This window comes from Pseudomonas sp. NPDC079367 (assembly GCF_044542195.1).
Taxonomy (GTDB): Bacteria; Pseudomonadota; Gammaproteobacteria; order Pseudomonadales; family Pseudomonadaceae; genus Aquipseudomonas.
Genome location: NZ_JBITTW010000044.1, coordinates 1 through 16,461, shown reverse-complemented (window position 1 = coordinate 16,461; position 16,461 = coordinate 1). Strand labels below are relative to the sequence as shown.

Sequence of the window (16,461 nt, the reverse complement as noted above, 5' to 3'; positions counted from 1 at the left end):
TGCCTTCTACGCCAAACGCGGACTTCCCGTTCCGCCTTTGGACTGAGTTTTCTGACCCCAAGATTCAACATTTGCAACTGGAGTGCTAAATGAGCTTTTTTATCTCTAATGCCATGGCTGACGCCGCTGCACCGGCTGCTGCAAGCCCAATGGGCGGCGGCTTCGAGTGGATTTTCCTGGTCGGCTTCCTGGTCATCTTCTACCTGATGATCTGGCGTCCACAGGCCAAGCGCGCCAAAGAGCAGAAGAACCTGCTGAGCAGCCTGCAGAAGGGTGACGAAGTCGTGACCACTGGCGGCATCGCCGGCAAGATCACCAAGGTTGCCGATGACTTCGTGGTCCTGGAGGTTTCCGACACCGTGGAAATGAAGTTCCAGAAAGGCGCCATCGCTGCCACGCTGCCAAAAGGCACGCTGAAAGCGATCTAAGAGCAACAACTTCTACTCAATCGACGGGGCGCGCAAGGCGCCCCGCGTTCATAACGGGCGGCGTGATGCTGAACAAATACCCTCTGTGGAAATACATTCTGATCCTGGCGGTGCTGGCGATCGGTCTGATTTATTCCGCTCCCAATCTTTACCCTGATGACCCGGCCATTCAGATCAGCGGCGCCAGCACGGCTCTGCAGGTCAATGACGCCGATCTGGCTCGCGTCAGCACGGCGCTGAAAGAGTCCGGCATCAACGTCAAGGCGGCCACGCTGACGGCGGGCGGCAAGGGCGGTCTGATCCGTCTGAGCAAGGCTGAAGATCAGCTGCCAGCCAAGGACGTTGTGCGCAAGGCATTGGGTGATGACTACGTCGTCGCGCTGAACCTGGCACAAACCACTCCGCAATGGCTGCGCAACCTAGGTGCGCACCCGATGAAGCTGGGTCTGGATTTGTCCGGTGGTGTGCACTTCTTGCTCGAAGTGGACATGGACAAAGCCCTCGATGCGCGCCTGAAAGTCTACGAAGGCGACGTCAAGAGCCTGCTGCGCAAAGAGAAGCTGCGCTATCGCAGCCTGCCGCAACTGGACGGTGCCATTCAGTTGGGCTTCAGCGATGAAGATGCCCGTGAACAGGCCCGTGCGCTGATCCGCAAGAACTTCAACGATTTCGACATTGTTCCGGCCGACCTCAATGGTCAGCCGGTGCTGCGTCTGGCGATGACCCCGGCCAAGCTGGCGGAAATCCGTGAATACTCCATCAAGCAGAACCTGACCACGGTACGTAACCGCGTCAACGAGCTGGGTGTTGCCGAACCGATCGTGCAGCGTCAGGGCGCCAACCGCATCGTGGTTGAGCTGCCGGGCGTGCAGGATACTGCCGAAGCCAAGCGTATTCTCGGCAAGACGGCCAACCTTGAGTTCCGTCTGGCCGCTGAGCCGGGCGCTTCGAAAGCCACTTCCGAGTCGTTCGAATTCCGCGAAGGCAACCGTCCGCCAGCGCAGATCGAGCGTGGTCTGATCATTACCGGTGACCAGGTCACCGACGCCAAGGCCGGTTTCGGCGAGCACGGCACACCGGAAGTGAACATCCGTCTGGATGGCCACGGTGGCGAGCTGATGAGCCGCGCGACCCGTTCCAACGTCGGTCGCAGCATGGCAGTGATCTTCATCGAACAGCGCCCGGTGACCACTTACACCAAGCAGGTTGTCAACGGCGTCGAGAAAGACGTGCCGGTGCAGACCTTCAAGGAAGAGAAGAAGATCATCAGCCTGGCGACCATTCAGTCGCCGCTGGGTGCGCAGTTCCGTATCACCGGCCTGAACGGCCAGGGCGAATCGTCCGAGCTGGCACTGCTGCTGCGTGCCGGTGGTCTGGCGGCGCCGATGTACTTCGCCGAAGAGCGCACAATCGGTCCGAGCCTGGGTGCTGACAACATCACCAAAGGTATCAATGCGTCGCTGTGGGGCATGCTGTTCGTGTCGCTGTTCATTATCGCCATCTACCGCTTCTTCGGCGTCATCGCCACCGTCGCGCTGGCGGTGAACATGGTGTTGCTGCTGGCGCTGATGTCGCTGCTGGGTGCCACGCTGACCCTGCCGGGCATCGCCGGTATCGTGTTGACGATGGGTATGGCGGTCGACGCCAACGTGCTGATCTTCTCGCGGATCCGTGAAGAGATCGCCGCCGGCATGACCGTGCAGCGTGCAATCAACGAAGGCTTCGGCCGGGCATTCACCGCGATCCTCGATGCCAACCTGACCACCTTGCTGGTGGGCGGCATTCTCTTCGCCATGGGCACCGGCCCGGTGAAGGGCTTCGCAGTGACCATGTCCCTCGGGATCTTTACCTCGATGTTCACGGCCATCATGGTGACCCGCGCAATGGTCAACCTGATCTTTGGCGGACGTGACTTCAAGAAGTTGTGGATTTAAGGGGCTGCCATGTTACGTACAATCAACTTCATGGGCGTTCGCAACTTCGCGTTCGGCGTCACCGTGTTGCTTACCGTCATTGCCTTGTTCAGTGTCGCCACCAAGGGCATGAACTGGGGGCTGGACTTTACCGGCGGTACGCTCATCGAGCTGACCTACGAGCGTCCTGCCGATGTCACCAAGGTTCGCGAGCAGTTGGCGAGCTCGGGTTATCACGAAGCTATCGTGCAGAACTTCGGCGCAACTACCGACCTGCTGGTGCGTATGCCGGGTGAAGACCCGCAGCTCGGCCATCAGGTCGCGCAAGCGCTGCAGAAAGTCGGCGGCGACAACCCGGCGACGGTCAAGCGTGTCGAGTTCGTCGGCCCGCAGGTCGGTGAAGAACTGCGCGACCAGGGCGGCCTCGGCATGCTGCTGGCGCTGGGCGGCATCCTGATCTACCTGGCTTTCCGCTTTCAGTGGAAGTTCGCGGTCGGCGCCATCGTGTCGCTGATCCACGACGTGATCGTGACCATCGGTATCCTGTCGTTCTTCCAGATCACCTTCGACCTGACGGTGCTGGCGGCGGTACTGGCGATCATTGGTTACTCGCTGAACGACACCATCGTCGTCTTCGACCGGGTGCGGGAGAACTTCCGCGTGCTGCGCAAGGCGACGCTGATCGAGAACATCAACATCTCGACCACCCAGACCCTGCTGCGCACCATGGCGACGTCGATCTCGACATTGCTGGCGATCGCGGCGCTGCTGTTCTTTGGCGGCGACAACCTGTTCGGCTTCTCCATCGCGCTGTTCATCGGCGTGCTGGCGGGTACTTACTCGTCGATCTACATCGCCAACGTGGTGCTGATCTGGCTGAACCTGACCACCGAGGATCTGATTCCTCCGGCGAACACCGAGACGGAAGTCGACGACCGTCCATAACGGCCCTCGAAATCCCGGCTGTCAGGCCACGAAAGGCGCGAGTTGAACTCGCGCCTTTTTTTGTGCTCCAAGGCTGGGAGAAGCGCGGGCGCGTCCCGCATGTGATGGTCAGGAGGTTCATGTGAACAAGTCGTTGCTGGTTGGTGCGGTATTGGGTGCTGTCGGTGTCACAGCCGGGGGTGCTGTTGCCACCTACAGCCTGGTTAAAAGCGGCCCTGAGTATGCGCAAGTATTAGCCGTTGAGCCGGTCAAGACACAGATCAAGACTCCACGTGAAGTATGCAAGGATGTAACGGTGACCCGTCAGGCACCGGTGAAAGATCAACACCAGATCGCCGGGACCGTGGTCGGCGCGCTGGCCGGTGGTTTGCTGGGTAACCAGATTGGCGGCGGCACCGGCAAGAAAATTGCCACGGTGGCCGGTGCGGTCGGTGGCGGTTACGCGGGCAACAAGGTGCAGGAGGGCATGCAGGAGCGTGACACCTACACCACCACGCAAACCCGCTGCAACACGGTCAATGACATCAGCGACAAGGTCGTCGGTTACGACGTGCGTTACTCGCTCGACGGCAAGGAAGGCAAAGTGAGGATGGATCGCGATCCGGGCAACCAGATTCCGGTCGACAAGGAAGGCAAGCTGATCCTGTCGCAGAATGAGCCGGGTCAGTAAGGCTCCACTGTTGTGCGAAGAAGCACCCTGCGGGGTGCTTTTTTTGTGCTCGCGATTTCTTCAGCCAACTGATCTCCTGTTGATTTCCCTGATCAGTGTAGGAGCTGCCGAAGGCTGCGATCTTTTGATCTTGCTTTCAAAAAACAAAGTCAAAAGATCGCAGCTACAGGGAATGGTGTTAAATCGCAGGCATAAAAAAAGCACCCCGAAGGGTGCTTTTCTGTTAGCCGTGAGCTTAGCGCTTCAGCGAAGCCGGCAGGTGCGGCTGGATCGCCGTCAGCACTGCCTTAAAGCATTTGGTGTTACCGGCAACGATATGGCCTTTTTCAAGGAAGTCGTGACCGCCAGTGAAGTCGCTCACCAGGCCGCCGGCTTCCTGAATCAGCAGCGCGCCTGCAGCCATGTCCCACTCGGACAGGCCCGACTCCCAGAACGCATCAAAACGACCGGCAGCCACGTAGGCCAGGTCCAGGCTTGCCGAACCGGCGCGGCGGATGCCGGCAGTCTGGCCAACCAGGGCGCGGAACATGCCGAGGTAGTTGTCGAGGTTGTCCATCTGATCGTCCCGGAACGGGAAACCGGTACCGAGCAGGGCGCCGTCGAGGCTGGTGCGACCGCTGACGCGCAGGCGACGACCGTTCAGTTGGGCGCCGCGACCACGGCTGGCGGTGAATTCTTCCTGGCGGACAGGATCCAGAACCACGGCGTGTTCCAGGCGACCACGATATTTGCAGGCAATGCTCACAGCAAAGTGCGGAATGCCACGCAGGAAGTTGGTGGTGCCGTCCAGCGGATCGATGATCCACAGGTACTCTTCGCCTTCGATGCCGGTGCCAGCGTGCAGGCCGGTCTCTTCACCCTGGATCGAGTGATTCGGGTAAGCCTTGCGCAGGGCATCGATGATTTTCTGTTCAGCGGCGCGATCAACCTCGGATACGTAATCCTTGGCGTCTTTTTCGTCGACCTTGATGGTATCCAGGCGCTCGATGGAGCGGAAGATCAGTTCACTGGCGCTGCGGGCGGCGCGCAGCGCGATATTCAGCATGGGCTGCATGGATGTGTCACCTAAGGTTGTTAAAGAAAGCCGCGCATTCTATCAGAACTTTTCTTCAGGTGAAGGACGCTGTTCGCTTTCATAGCTTAACGGTAGGCTGTTCTGTAAGATTTGCCCCCCTTTCCAATGTCCGAGAGCGCCTCCCTTGCTGCAGAACATTCGTGTCGTCCTGGTCAATACCAGCCACCCCGGAAACATCGGCGGGGCCGCGCGCGCCATGAAAAACATGGGTCTGTCGCGACTGGTGCTGGTCGAACCGCGGGTCTTCCCGCATCACGAGGCCGATGCCCGCGCCTCTGGTGCCGGTGACATCCTTGAAAGCGCACAAGTCGTCGCCACGTTGGAAGATGCTTTGGTCGGCTGCAATCTGGTGCTCGGCACCAGTGCTCGTGATCGTCGTATTCCCTGGCCGCTGCTTGATCCGCGCGAATGCGGCAACAAAGTGGTCGAGGAGGCCGGGCGGGGCGCCGAAATCGCTTTGGTGTTCGGGCGTGAAGATTCCGGCCTGACCAACGAAGAGCTGCAGCGATGTCACTTTCACGTGCACATCCCTTCCGACCCGACGTTCAGTTCGCTGAACCTGGGGGCGGCGGTGCAGGTGTTGAGTTATGAAGTGCGCATGGCCTGGCTGGCTGCACAGGGTCAGCCAAGCAAGGTCGAGAAAGAAGAAGTGGCTTCGGTGAAAAGCGCCGAGTTGGCGACCATGGATGAACTGGAACGATTCTATGAGCACCTGGAGCAGACGCTGGTCGCCATCGAATTCCTCGACCCGGAAAAACCACGGCACTTGATGGCGCGCCTGCGCCGGTTGTACGGACGCAGCTCGGTCAGCCGGGCGGAAATGAATATTTTGCGTGGCATCCTCACGGAAACCCAGAAAGCGGCCCGTGGCGAGCTTCTAAAGCGGAAGGATTGAATAATGTTTGAGCGTTTGCGTGAAGATATCCAAAGCGTATTCCATCGAGACCCGGCGGCACGTAACGCTTTTGAAGTCCTGACCTGCTACCCCGGCATGCATGCGATCTGGATTCATCGTCTGGCCGGCATGCTCTGGCGCAACGATCTGAAGTGGCTGGCGCGGCTGGTGTCGAACTTCGGTCGCTGGCTGACCGGGATCGAGATTCATCCGGGTGCCAAGGTCGGGCGGCGTTTCTTCATCGATCACGGCATGGGCATCGTTATTGGTGAAACCGCCGAGATCGGCGATGACGTGACCATTTATCAGGGTGTGACCCTTGGCGGTACCAGTTGGAACAAAGGTAAGCGCCACCCGACGCTGGGTGATGGCGTAGTGGTCGGTGCGGGCGCCAAGGTGCTCGGTCCGTTCACGGTGGGTGCTGGGGCCAAGGTCGGCTCCAATGCCGTTGTGACTAAAGAAGTGCCGCCGGGCGCCACTGTGGTGGGGATTCCGGGGCGGATCATCGTCAAGACCGATGAAGAGCAGGACGCCAAACGCAAAGCCATGGCGGAAAAGATCGGTTTCGACGCCTACGGTGTCAGCGAAGACATGCCCGACCCGGTGGCCCGCGCCATCGGCCAATTGCTCGATCACCTGCAAGCGGTTGACGGGCGTCTGGAGGGGATGTGTGGTGCGTTGAAGGATCTGGGCAGCAATTACTGTGCGAAAGATCTGCCGGAACTGCGAGAAGAAGACTTCGCCTGCGTCAAGGGCAAAGACGAATCCAAGGCCGGCTAAAGCCTCTGTAGGAGCTGCCGAAGGCTGCGATCTTTTGATTTTGCCTTCTTAAGATCAAAAGATCGCAGCCTTCGGCAGCTCCTACAAAGGCGTCCAGCAGCTGGTGTGCCATTGGGCTGCAGACCCTGCTATCATTCGCGCGCTCTTTTGCGGGTAAACCCGACTAAAGCACTAGGTCTTATAGTTGACTTAAATGCTCGGGAATTGCATACTCCCGCCCATTCCGAACTCCGTGGTAACTGTCCATGCGACTGACTACAAAAGGCCGATACGCCGTGACCGCCATGCTTGACCTGGCGTTGCACGCGCAGCACGGGCCGGTGTCTCTGGCCGATATCTCCGAGCGCCAAGGCATCTCCCTGTCCTACCTCGAACAGCTGTTCGCCAAGCTGCGCCGCAGCAACCTGGTTTCCAGTGTTCGCGGCCCGGGTGGTGGCTACCAGTTGTCCCGCGACATGCAGGGCATTCAGGTCGCCCAGGTGATCGATGCGGTGAACGAATCGGTCGATGCCACCAAGTGCCAGGGCCAGGGCGATTGTCATTCCGGCGATACCTGCCTGACCCATCATCTGTGGTGCGACTTGAGTCTGCAGATTCACGAATTTCTGAGCGGTATCAGCTTGGCCGACCTTGTGACTCGCCGTGAGGTACAAGAAGTGGCCCAGCGTCAGGACCAGCGCCGTTGCAGCAGCAAGGCGCCACGCCTGGACAAGATTGAAGCGTCCGCCGTCGAATGACAGCCGAAGAGCTACCCGCGGCACGCCAGCCCTGATTTAGGAGATAGTCCATGAAATTGCCGATTTACCTTGATTACTCTGCAACCACCCCGGTTGATCCGCGCGTTGCGCAGAAAATGAGTGAATGCCTGCTGGTCGACGGAAACTTCGGTAACCCGGCTTCGCGCTCCCACGTGTTCGGCTGGAAGGCTGAAGAGTCCGTCGAAAACGCCCGTCGTCAGGTGGCCGATCTGGTCAATGCCGACCCGCGCGAAATCGTCTGGACCTCCGGTGCCACCGAATCCGACAACCTGGCGATCAAGGGCGCGGCACATTTCTACGCCTCCAAGGGCAAGCACCTGATCACCAGCAAGATCGAGCACAAGGCTGTCCTCGACACCATGCGCCAGCTGGAGCGTGAAGGTTTCGAAGTGACTTACCTCGAGCCGACCGAAGACGGTCTGATCACCCCGGCAATGATCGATGCTGCACTGCGCGAAGACACCATTCTGGTGTCGGTGATGCACGTGAACAACGAGATCGGCACCGTCAACGACATCGCCGCCATCGGCGAGATGCTGCGCGCCAAAGGCGTGCTGTTCCATGTCGACGCTGCTCAGTCCACTGGCAAGGTCGACATCGATCTGCAGAAGCTGAAAGTCGACATGATGTCGTTCTCCGCCCACAAGACTTATGGCCCTAAAGGCATCGGCGCGCTGTATGTCAGCCGCAAGCCGCGTGTGCGCATCGAAGCGACCATGCACGGCGGCGGTCACGAGCGCGGCATGCGTTCCGGCACCCTGGCGACCCACCAGATCGTCGGCATGGGCGAAGCGTTCCGTGTGGCAAAAGAAGACATGGCCGCTGAAAACGTTCGTATCAAAGCCTTGAGCGACCGTTTCTACAAGCAGGTCGAGCATCTGGAAGAGTTGTACGTCAACGGCAGCCTGACCGCCCGCGTCCCGCACAACCTGAACCTGAGCTTCAACTACGTTGAGGGCGAGTCGCTGATCATGGCGCTCAAGGATCTGGCGGTATCGTCCGGTTCGGCGTGCACCTCGGCGTCGCTGGAGCCTTCGTACGTATTGCGCGCCCTGGGCCGCAACGACGAACTGGCGCACAGCTCGATCCGCTTTACCTTCGGCCGTTTTACCACCGAAGAAGAAATCGACTACGCCGCGCAGCAAGTCTGCGAGGCCGTTACCAAGCTGCGCGCTCTGTCGCCGCTGTGGGACATGTACAAAGACGGCGTCGATATCTCGAAAATCGAGTGGGCGGCACACTAACTATAGAAGCCGCCGGATACAGACCCTGTAGCGACGCGGCGTTAACGCAGCGCAGTTGCAGGGTCTCAAGAGCGGCCCTGATGAGTGAGGATTGAGAATCATGGCTTACAGCGAAAAGGTCATCGACCACTACGAAAACCCGCGCAACGTCGGCAAGATGAATGCGGAAGATCCTGATGTCGGCACCGGCATGGTCGGCGCTCCGGCGTGCGGCGCTCCCTCGACGGGCGCGGCAAAGGTGAAGGGATTCGTCTGGGTGTTCGCACTACAGGCTGTTCCGGCCTTGCCTACGTGCTGGAGTTTGTCGACGAGGTAGTGGCGGAAGATCAGGTGTTCGAGAGTCACGGCGAAAAAGTGATCATCGACCCGAAAAGCCTGGCCTACCTGGACGGCACCGAGCTTGATTTCGTCAAGGAAGGGTTGAACGAAGGCTTCAAGTTCAACAACCCCAACGTGCGCGGTGAATGTGGCTGCGGCGAAAGCTTCAACATCTGAGGCTGGTCGTGGGTATTCTTTGTCATTTCGCTTTATTCGAGCTGCAACCGAGCTTCCGCCTGGATCTCGAGCAGTTGGCCACGCGCTACCGTGAGTTGGCGCGCGGCATCCATCCTGACCGCTTTGCCGACGCTTCCGAGCGCGAGCAGCGCTCGGCGCTCGAGCAATCGGCGCGGCTCAACGACGCCTACCAGACGCTCAAGAGTCCGGCCCAGCGCGCACGCTACCTGCTGAAAATCAGCGGGCATGAAGTGCCGATGGAAGTCACCGTCCACGATCCCGAGTTCCTTCTGCAGCAGATGCAATGGCGCGAAGAGCTCGAAGATCTGCAGGACAGTGCCGACCTCGACGGTGTCGCGGTATTCAAGCGTCGCTTGAAGGCGGCTCAGGAACAGCTCAACGAAAGCTTCGCAGCCTGTTGGGATGATGCAGCGCAACGCGAGCAGGCCGAACGCCTGATGCGGCGCATGCAGTTCCTCGACAAGCTCACCTACGAAGTGCGCCAGCTGGAAGAGCGCCTCGACGATTAACCCAGTGCTGCCCTGATTGCACGCTGACAGACAGACAAGACCTGATCACCATGGCTCTACTGCAGATCGCCGAACCCGGCCAAAGTCCTCAACCACACCAGCGTCGTCTGGCTGTTGGCATCGACTTGGGTACAACCAATTCGCTGGTCGCTGCGCTGCGCAGTGGTCTTTCCGAACCGCTGGCCGACGCTAACGGGCAGGTCATCCTGCCGTCCGCCGTGCGTTATCACGCCGACCGCGTCGAAGTCGGCGAGTCGGCCAAGCTCGCCGCATCCTCCGATCCTCTGAACACCGTGCTCTCGGTCAAGCGCCTGATGGGTCGTGGTCTGTCCGACGTCAAGCAATTGGGTGAGCAGCTGCCGTACCGCTTCGTCGGCGGCGAGTCGCACATGCCGTTCATCGACACCGTGCAAGGCCCGAAAAGCCCGGTCGAAGTCTCCGCCGATATCCTCAAAGTCCTGCGTCAGCGTGCTGAGGCGACCTTGGGTGGCGAACTGGTTGGCGCGGTGATCACCGTTCCCGCTTACTTCGACGACGCGCAGCGTCAGGCCACCAAGGACGCGGCCAAGCTCGCCGGTCTGAACGTGTTGCGCCTGCTCAACGAGCCGACCGCTGCTGCTGTGGCGTACGGTCTGGATCAGCATGCCGAAGGTCTGGTGGCTATCTACGACCTGGGCGGCGGTACTTTCGATATCTCCATTCTGCGTCTGACTGGCGGCGTCTTTGAAGTCCTGGCCACTGGCGGCGACAGCGCGCTGGGCGGCGATGACTTTGATCACGCGATTGCCGGCTGGATCATCGATAGCGCTGGCCTGTCCGCCGATCTCGATCCGGGCGCGCAACGCAATCTGCTGCAAACCGCCTGCGCGGCCAAAGAAGCCCTGACCGATGCGGCCAGTGTGGAAGTGGCTTACGGCGACTGGAAAGCACAACTGACCCGCGAAGCCTTCGATGCGCTGATCGAACCGATGGTCGCGCGCAGCCTGAAAGCCTGCCGCCGCGCCGTTCGCGATTCCGGTATTGAACTGGATGACGTCCACGCCGTGGTCATGGTCGGCGGTTCGACCCGCGTACCACGTGTTCGTGAAGCCGTTGCCGAAGCGTTCGGTCGTCAGCCATTGACGGAAATCGATCCGGATCAAGTGGTGGCCATCGGGGCCGCGATTCAGGCTGATACGCTGGCTGGCAACAAGCGCGATGGCGGCGAACTGCTGCTGCTCGACGTGATTCCGCTGTCCCTGGGGCTGGAAACCATGGGCGGGCTGATGGAGAAGGTGATTCCGCGCAACACCACCATCCCCGTCGCCCGCGCCCAGGATTTCACCACCTATAAAGACGGCCAGTCGGCCATGGCGATCCACGTGTTGCAGGGCGAGCGCGAGCTGATCAGCGACTGCCGCTCTCTGGCGCGTTTCGAATTGCGCGGCATACCGGCGATGGTGGCCGGTGCGGCGAAAATTCGCGTGACCTTCCAGGTCGACGCCGACGGTCTGCTCAGCGTGTCTGCCCGTGAATTGGGCTCGGGCGTTGAAGCGAGCATTCAGGTCAAACCTTCCTATGGTCTGACCGATGGCGAAATCGCCAAGATGCTCAAAGATTCGTTCCAGCACGCCAATGACGACAAGGTCGCCCGTGTTCTGCGTGAGCAGCAAGTCGATGCCCAACGCCTGCTCGAAGCGGTGCAGGGCGCGCTGGAGGCCGATGGCGAACGTCTGCTCGACGCCGAAGAGCGCATGGTCATCGAACTGCAAATGCAGGAACTGGCCGAACTGATGAAAGGTACCGATGGTTACGCCATCGAGCAGCAGACCAAACGTCTGTCGCAAGTGACCGATGCTTTTGCTGTCCGCCGCATGGATCAGACGGTTAAAGCCGCTCTGTCGGGGCGCAACCTGAATGAAATCGAGGATATCTGATGCCGCAGGTCATTTTTCTGCCCCACGAGAAGTTCTGCCCTGAAGGCATGGTCATCGAGGCTGCGCCCGGCACATCGATTCTCGAACTGGCCCACGAACACCACATCGAGATGGAAAGTGCCTGCGGCGGCGTCTGCGCCTGCACTACTTGCCACTGCATCATCCGCGAGGGTTTCGACTCGCTGGAAGAGGCCGACGAGCTGGAAGAAGACTTCCTCGATCGTGCGTGGGGTCTGGAGGCGCAATCGCGTCTGGCCTGTCAGGCCATCGTCGGTGAAGAAGACCTCACCGTCGAGATTCCGAAATATTCGCTTAACCATGCGGCCGAAGCGCCGCACTGACTGGTAAGACTGTCATGAGCTACGGTTGGAATGATGTTCAACGCATTGCCGAAGAGCTGGCCGAGGCCCACGAGGGGCTTGATCCATACTCTGTAGGTTTTGTCCGTCTGCAGCAGATGATTCTTGAACTGCCCGACTTCGATGCTACTTCTGGCCGCGTCGGCGAGAAGGTGCTGGAAGCGGTTCAGGAACTCTGGGCCGCAGAATTGGACTGATCGTCTCGCAGGTTAGGCAATACCCAAGAACCCGCGTATAATTCGCGGGTTTAATTTTTCGCAAATTACCGTTTCTGGAGTTACACCATGGCTGTTCAACGTACTTTCTCCATCATCAAGCCTGACGCCGTTGCTAAAAACGTGATCGGCAAGATCACCACTCGCTTCGAAGACGCTGGCCTGCGCGTTGTAGCTTCGAAACTGAAGCAACTGTCCAAAGCCGAAGCCGAAGGCTTCTACGCTGAGCACAGCGAGCGCGGTTTCTTCGGTGACCTGGTTGCTTTCATGACTTCCGGTCCGGTTGTCGTTCAGGTTCTGGAAGGCGAAAACGCCATCGCTCGCAACCGTGAGCTGATGGGCGCTACCAACCCTAAAGAAGCTGCTGCCGGCACCATCCGTGCTGACTTCGCTGAATCGATCGACGCCAACGCCGTTCACGGTTCGGACTCCGAAGCTGCTGCCGCTCGCGAAATCGCTTACTTCTTCGCAGCTACTGAAGTAACCACTCGCTAAGCATTGCTTGCAGAGTGAAGGTGAATCCATGACTACATCGACTGTTAAAACAAACCTGCTGGGTCTGACCCAGCCGGAAATGGAAAAATTCTTCGACTCAATCGGGGAGAAGCGTTTCCGTGCCGGTCAGGTAATGAAATGGATTCACCACTTTGGCGTCGATGATTTCGACGCCATGACGAACGTCAGCAAAGCCTTGCGCGACAAGCTCAAGGCCATTGCTGAAGTGCGTGGTCCGGAAGTGGTCAGCGAGGACATCTCCAGCGACGGCACCCGTAAATGGGTGGTGCGCGTGGCGTCCGGTAGCTGCGTCGAGACCGTGTACATTCCCCAGGGCAAACGCGGCACTCTGTGCGTTTCGTCCCAGGCAGGCTGTGCCCTGGACTGCAGTTTCTGCTCCACCGGCAAGCAAGGCTTCAACAGCAACCTCACCGCCGCCGAAGTCATCGGTCAGGTGTGGATTGCCAACAAATCTTTCGGCAGCGTCCCGGCCACCGTCGACCGCGCCATCACCAACGTGGTGATGATGGGCATGGGCGAGCCGTTGCTGAACTTCGACAACGTCGTCGCCGCCATGCATCTGATGATGGATGACCTCGGCTACGGGATCTCCAAGCGCCGCGTGACCCTGTCCACCTCGGGTGTGGTGCCGATGATCGATGAGCTGGCCAAGCACATCGATGTGTCCCTGGCGTTGTCCCTGCACGCACCAAATGACGCATTGCGTAACCAATTGGTGCCGATCAACAAGAAATATCCGCTTAAGATGCTGCTAGAGTCGTGCAAGCGCTACATGTCCGCCCTGGCGAGAAACGTGTGCTGACCATCGAGTACACCTTGCTCAAGGACATCAACGACAAGCTTGAGCACGCGGTGGAAATGATCGAGCTGCTCAAGGATATCCCGTGCAAGATCAACCTGATCCCGTTCAATCCGTTCCCGCATTCCGGGTACGAGCGGCCGAGCAACAATGCCATCCGCCGCTTCCAGGATCAGTTGCATCAAGCCGGTTTCAACGTCACCGTGCGCACCACCCGTGGTGAAGACATTGATGCTGCATGTGGTCAATTGGTAGGGCAGGTGCTGGATCGCACCCGTCGCAGCGAACGTTACATCGCCGTACGCGAGTTGAGCGCCGACAGCGATCTGACCCAGAACGCCGCGAACACTAACTAAGAGAGGATCTCTATGTCCCTGCGCTTTGCGCTGCTGTTGCTGTTGGCCAGCCTTTGCGCTGGTTGTGTCCTGTCGGGTGACTACAACCCGATGAAGACCAGCAAGGGCCGCGATGAAGCGCGGGCTGCCTACGTGCAGCTGGGGCTGGGCTACCTGCAGCAGGGCATGACCGAGCGCGCCAAGGTGCCATTGAAGAAAGCGCTGGAGCTGGACGGTTCCGACCCTGACGCCAATGCGGCGCTTGGTCTGGTGTTTCAGGCCGAAATGGAGCCTGCGCTTGCCGACGAGCACTTTCGCAAGGCCTTGTCCTCACGTCCTGCCGATGCGCGCATCCTCAACAACTACGGCAGTTTTCTCTACGAAGAACAGCGCTACAAGGAAGCCTACGAGCGTTTTGAACAAGCGGCCGCCGATACCCTGTATCCTGAGCGCTCGCGGGTCTTCGAAAACCTCGGCATGACCGCCGCCAAGCTTGGCCAGCGTGATCTGGCCCAGCAACAGCTGGAAAAAGCCCTGCGTTTGAACCGCCAACAACCACAGGCGTTGCTGGAAATGGCTGAGTTGTCCTTCGAAGACAGGCATTATGTGCCCGCGCGTGACTATTACGACCGTTTCAGCCAGCTGACCGAACAAAATGCACGTAGCCTATTGCTCGGCGTTCGGCTGGCAAAAGTATTTGAAGATCGCGACAAGGCAGCCAGTTACGGTCTGCAATTAAAACGACTCTATCCCGGTACGCCGGAATATCAGCAATACCTGTCGGAGCAATGATGAAAGCGGCGCATCCCGAAGTTGTAGCAGCGAATCGCGTTAATCCCGGTGAGACCCTGCGCCAGGCCCGCGAAAGCAATGGCTGGTCGCTGGCCGAAGTGGCCCTCAAGCTCAACCTCACCGTGACATCCCTGAGCAATCTTGAAGCCGGCGCGTTCGACAAGCTGCCGGGGCATACCTTCGCTCGCGGTTACATTCGCGCCTATGCCAAATTGCTCGGCATGGACCAGACCGTTCTGGTTCAGCAGTTTGACCAGTCCACCGGCACCGACTCCCAGGGCAGCAACGTTCACGCCCTCGGTCGTATCGAAGAGCCGGTGCGGGTTTCCCACACCATTTTGCGTATCGTCAGTCTGTTGTTGCTGATCGCGGTCATCGGCGGCGGATTCGTCTGGTGGCAGGATCAGACCTCACAGCGCAGCCGCGATCTGACCAGCCTCGCGCCAGAACACGTTGAAGTCGAAGGCGCTGACGGCACCACCCAGATCCACCCGATCGACGAGCCGGAAGACCAGGCCGTCGCCGAGAATCAGGCCGACAACTCCACTTCGCTGGCTTTGCCGCAGTCGGACGCCAGCGCTGAATCGACCGGCGCCGAGTCCGCTGCGCCAGCGGCCGAGCCGGCTGCCCCGGCAGTTGCACCAAGCGTACCGGCACAGACGCCTGCACCGGTGGTGGCGGCTCCGGCCACTTCCGCGCCGAATGTCCCAGCGACACCTTCCCCGACCGCGCCGGTTGCTCAAGCGCCAAGCGCTGAAACAGCTGCTCCGGTAGCCGGCGATGGCCAGGTACAGTTGCAATTCACCGGCGATTGCTGGGCACAGGTGACCGATGGCCGTGGCAAAGTGATTTTCAGTGGTCTGAAGCATAAAGGCGACAGCGTGAGTGTTTCCGGCAAACCCCCGCTCGCCGTGCGCCTGGGCGTCGCCCGCGCGGCACAGGTCAGCTACAACGGCCAACCGGTCGACATCGCTCCGTTCACCAGTGGCGAGACTGCTCGCCTGAAGTTGGGTCAATAAGTCATGCACGGCGAATCTCCAATCAAACGTCGCGAATCGCGCAAGATCTGGGTCGGCAACGTACCGGTGGGCGGCGACGCGCCGATCGCTGTGCAGAGCATGACCAACAGCGACACCAATGACGTTGCCGCGACCGTGGCGCAGATCAATCGTCTGGAAGCTGCCGGCGTCGATATCGTTCGCGTTTCGGTACCCGACATGGACGCCGCCGAGGCGTTCGGCAAGATCAAGCAACTGGTCAAAGTGCCGTTGGTGGCCGACATCCACTTCGACTACAGGATCGCTCTGCGCGTGGCCGAGCTGGGCGTCGACTGCTTGCGCATCAACCCGGGCAACATCGGTCGTGAAGACCGTGTGCGTGCCGTGGTCGATGCAGCCCGCGATCGTGGCATTCCAATTCGCATCGGCGTCAACGCCGGTTCCCTGGAAAAAGACCTGCAGAAGAAATATGGCGAGCCGACCCCGGCCGCATTGGTCGAGTCCGCCCTGCGCCACGTTGAACACCTCGAACGCCTGAATTTCCAGGACTTCAAGGTCAGCGTGAAGGCCTCCGACGTGTTCATGGCCGTCGAAGCCTACCGTTTGCTGGCGAAAGAAATCGTCCAGCCGCTGCACCTCGGTATCACTGAAGCCGGTGGTTTGCGCTCGGGCACGGTGAAATCCGCCGTGGGCCTAGGTATGCTGCTCGCCGAAGGGATTGGCGATACTATCCGCATCTCGCTGGCGGCCGACCCGGTCGAGGAAGTGAAGGTCGGTTACGACATTCTCAAGTCTTTG

At 59.7% G+C, this 16,461-nt stretch carries 18 protein-coding genes and 2 pseudogenes; 19 read left to right on the top strand and 1 reads right to left on the bottom strand.

Annotated elements, in window-relative coordinates:
• The first annotated feature begins 89 nt into the window (after positions 1 to 89).
• The 4 genes from yajC (at position 90) to ACIGDJ_RS24385 (ending at position 3,956) form a co-directional block, all read left to right on the top strand.
• Positions 90 to 428, top strand: coding sequence for a preprotein translocase subunit YajC (gene yajC / locus ACIGDJ_RS24400; protein ID WP_016773317.1), 339 nt, complete (start codon positions 90 to 92; stop codon positions 426 to 428).
• 65 nt (positions 429 to 493) lie between these two features.
• Positions 494 to 2,362 (top strand): protein translocase subunit SecD, encoded by a 1,869-nt coding sequence (secD, locus tag ACIGDJ_RS24395; protein ID WP_397504634.1) that lies wholly within the window; start codon positions 494 to 496, stop codon positions 2,360 to 2,362.
• A 9-nt stretch (positions 2,363 to 2,371) separates the two neighbouring features.
• A complete protein-coding gene (secF, locus tag ACIGDJ_RS24390; RefSeq protein ID WP_101162014.1) occupies positions 2,372 to 3,286 on the top strand; it encodes a protein translocase subunit SecF in 915 nt (304 codons plus the stop codon).
• Between the two features lie 121 nt (positions 3,287 to 3,407).
• Positions 3,408 to 3,956 carry a glycine zipper 2TM domain-containing protein gene (locus tag ACIGDJ_RS24385; protein WP_007956693.1) on the top strand — a complete coding sequence of 183 codons (549 nt, stop codon included), beginning with the start codon at positions 3,408 to 3,410 and terminating at the stop codon, positions 3,954 to 3,956.
• Between the two features lie 235 nt (positions 3,957 to 4,191).
• Here the strand turns inward: ACIGDJ_RS24385 and suhB are convergent, their stop codons facing one another.
• The gene (suhB, locus tag ACIGDJ_RS24380; protein ID WP_016773320.1) at positions 4,192 to 5,010 is read right to left on the bottom strand and encodes an inositol-phosphate phosphatase; all 819 of its coding nucleotides are present in this window, start codon (positions 5,008 to 5,010) and stop codon (positions 4,192 to 4,194) included.
• A gap of 145 nt (positions 5,011 to 5,155) precedes the next feature.
• On the opposite strand from suhB, the gene trmJ reads away from it, so the two are divergent.
• From trmJ to ispG, 15 genes and pseudogenes are all read left to right on the top strand, one after another.
• Positions 5,156 to 5,926: a tRNA (cytosine(32)/uridine(32)-2'-O)-methyltransferase TrmJ gene (gene trmJ, locus ACIGDJ_RS24375; RefSeq protein WP_101162016.1), complete on the top strand. Its 771-nt coding sequence runs from the start codon at positions 5,156 to 5,158 to the stop codon at positions 5,924 to 5,926.
• A gap of 3 nt (positions 5,927 to 5,929) precedes the next feature.
• Positions 5,930 to 6,706 carry a serine O-acetyltransferase gene (gene cysE, locus ACIGDJ_RS24370; RefSeq protein ID WP_101162260.1) on the top strand — a complete coding sequence of 259 codons (777 nt, stop codon included), beginning with the start codon at positions 5,930 to 5,932 and terminating at the stop codon, positions 6,704 to 6,706.
• A gap of 245 nt (positions 6,707 to 6,951) precedes the next feature.
• The gene (gene iscR / locus ACIGDJ_RS24365) at positions 6,952 to 7,443 is read left to right on the top strand and encodes a Fe-S cluster assembly transcriptional regulator IscR (RefSeq protein WP_016773323.1); all 492 of its coding nucleotides are present in this window, start codon (positions 6,952 to 6,954) and stop codon (positions 7,441 to 7,443) included.
• Between the two features lie 50 nt (positions 7,444 to 7,493).
• Positions 7,494 to 8,708, top strand: a complete 1,215-nt coding sequence (locus ACIGDJ_RS24360; protein ID WP_397504633.1) for an IscS subfamily cysteine desulfurase — start codon at positions 7,494 to 7,496, stop codon at positions 8,706 to 8,708.
• A 100-nt stretch (positions 8,709 to 8,808) separates the two neighbouring features.
• Positions 8,809 to 8,922, top strand: a pseudogene (locus ACIGDJ_RS24355) (iron-sulfur cluster assembly scaffold protein); the annotation flags it as partial.
• Positions 8,916 to 9,203, top strand: coding sequence for an iron-sulfur cluster assembly protein IscA (gene iscA / locus ACIGDJ_RS24350; protein WP_397504632.1), 288 nt, complete (start codon positions 8,916 to 8,918; stop codon positions 9,201 to 9,203). The pseudogene ACIGDJ_RS24355 and the gene iscA, both read left to right, overlap by 7 nt.
• A gap of 8 nt (positions 9,204 to 9,211) precedes the next feature.
• A complete protein-coding gene (hscB, locus tag ACIGDJ_RS24345) occupies positions 9,212 to 9,733 on the top strand; it encodes a co-chaperone HscB (RefSeq protein ID WP_397480201.1) in 522 nt (173 codons plus the stop codon).
• A gap of 50 nt (positions 9,734 to 9,783) precedes the next feature.
• Entirely contained in the window at positions 9,784 to 11,649 is a 1,866-nt protein-coding gene (gene hscA, locus ACIGDJ_RS24340; RefSeq protein ID WP_397480200.1) for a Fe-S protein assembly chaperone HscA, read from the top strand.
• Positions 11,649 to 11,990: an ISC system 2Fe-2S type ferredoxin gene (gene fdx, locus ACIGDJ_RS24335; protein ID WP_397480199.1), complete on the top strand. Its 342-nt coding sequence runs from the start codon at positions 11,649 to 11,651 to the stop codon at positions 11,988 to 11,990. The genes hscA and fdx overlap by 1 nt, the downstream gene beginning before the upstream one ends.
• Positions 11,991 to 12,004: 14 nt before the next feature.
• The gene (iscX, locus tag ACIGDJ_RS24330; protein ID WP_016773328.1) at positions 12,005 to 12,205 is read left to right on the top strand and encodes a Fe-S cluster assembly protein IscX; all 201 of its coding nucleotides are present in this window, start codon (positions 12,005 to 12,007) and stop codon (positions 12,203 to 12,205) included.
• Positions 12,206 to 12,292: 87 nt separating this feature from the next.
• Positions 12,293 to 12,718: a nucleoside-diphosphate kinase gene (ndk, locus tag ACIGDJ_RS24325; protein WP_024014216.1), complete on the top strand. Its 426-nt coding sequence runs from the start codon at positions 12,293 to 12,295 to the stop codon at positions 12,716 to 12,718.
• 28 nt (positions 12,719 to 12,746) lie between these two features.
• A pseudogene (gene rlmN / locus ACIGDJ_RS24320) lies at positions 12,747 to 13,894 on the top strand (23S rRNA (adenine(2503)-C(2))-methyltransferase RlmN).
• 12 nt (positions 13,895 to 13,906) lie between these two features.
• Entirely contained in the window at positions 13,907 to 14,665 is a 759-nt protein-coding gene (gene pilW / locus ACIGDJ_RS24315; protein ID WP_397479951.1) for a type IV pilus biogenesis/stability protein PilW, read from the top strand.
• Positions 14,665 to 15,684: a RodZ domain-containing protein gene (locus tag ACIGDJ_RS24310; protein WP_397479950.1), complete on the top strand. Its 1,020-nt coding sequence runs from the start codon at positions 14,665 to 14,667 to the stop codon at positions 15,682 to 15,684. Before pilW ends, ACIGDJ_RS24310 begins: the two co-directional genes overlap by 1 nt.
• 3 nt (positions 15,685 to 15,687) lie before the next feature.
• Positions 15,688 to 16,461, top strand: a 774-nt coding sequence (ispG, locus tag ACIGDJ_RS24305) for a flavodoxin-dependent (E)-4-hydroxy-3-methylbut-2-enyl-diphosphate synthase (RefSeq protein ID WP_397504631.1), incomplete at its 3' end; no start/stop codon positions are given.

What these genes read in the sequence shown, in the direction of transcription:
- yajC (WP_016773317.1), top strand. Translation starts at nt 90, where the DNA reads ATGAGCTTTTTTATCTCTAATGCCATGGCTGACGCCGCTGCACCGGCT.
- secD (WP_397504634.1), top strand. Translation starts at nt 494, where the DNA reads ATGCTGAACAAATACCCTCTGTGGAAATACATTCTGATCCTGGCGGTG.
- secF (WP_101162014.1), top strand. Translation starts at nt 2,372, where the DNA reads ATGTTACGTACAATCAACTTCATGGGCGTTCGCAACTTCGCGTTCGGC.
- suhB (WP_016773320.1), bottom strand. Translation starts at nt 5,010, where the DNA reads ATGCAGCCCATGCTGAATATCGCGCTGCGCGCCGCCCGCAGCGCCAGT.
- cysE (WP_101162260.1), top strand. Translation starts at nt 5,930, where the DNA reads ATGTTTGAGCGTTTGCGTGAAGATATCCAAAGCGTATTCCATCGAGAC.
- iscR (WP_016773323.1), top strand. Translation starts at nt 6,952, where the DNA reads ATGCGACTGACTACAAAAGGCCGATACGCCGTGACCGCCATGCTTGAC.
- ACIGDJ_RS24360 (WP_397504633.1), top strand. Translation starts at nt 7,494, where the DNA reads ATGAAATTGCCGATTTACCTTGATTACTCTGCAACCACCCCGGTTGAT.
- hscA (WP_397480200.1), top strand. Translation starts at nt 9,784, where the DNA reads ATGGCTCTACTGCAGATCGCCGAACCCGGCCAAAGTCCTCAACCACAC.
- fdx (WP_397480199.1), top strand. Translation starts at nt 11,649, where the DNA reads ATGCCGCAGGTCATTTTTCTGCCCCACGAGAAGTTCTGCCCTGAAGGC.
- iscX (WP_016773328.1), top strand. Translation starts at nt 12,005, where the DNA reads ATGAGCTACGGTTGGAATGATGTTCAACGCATTGCCGAAGAGCTGGCC.
- ndk (WP_024014216.1), top strand. Translation starts at nt 12,293, where the DNA reads ATGGCTGTTCAACGTACTTTCTCCATCATCAAGCCTGACGCCGTTGCT.
- pilW (WP_397479951.1), top strand. Translation starts at nt 13,907, where the DNA reads ATGTCCCTGCGCTTTGCGCTGCTGTTGCTGTTGGCCAGCCTTTGCGCT.
- ACIGDJ_RS24310 (WP_397479950.1), top strand. Translation starts at nt 14,665, where the DNA reads ATGAAAGCGGCGCATCCCGAAGTTGTAGCAGCGAATCGCGTTAATCCC.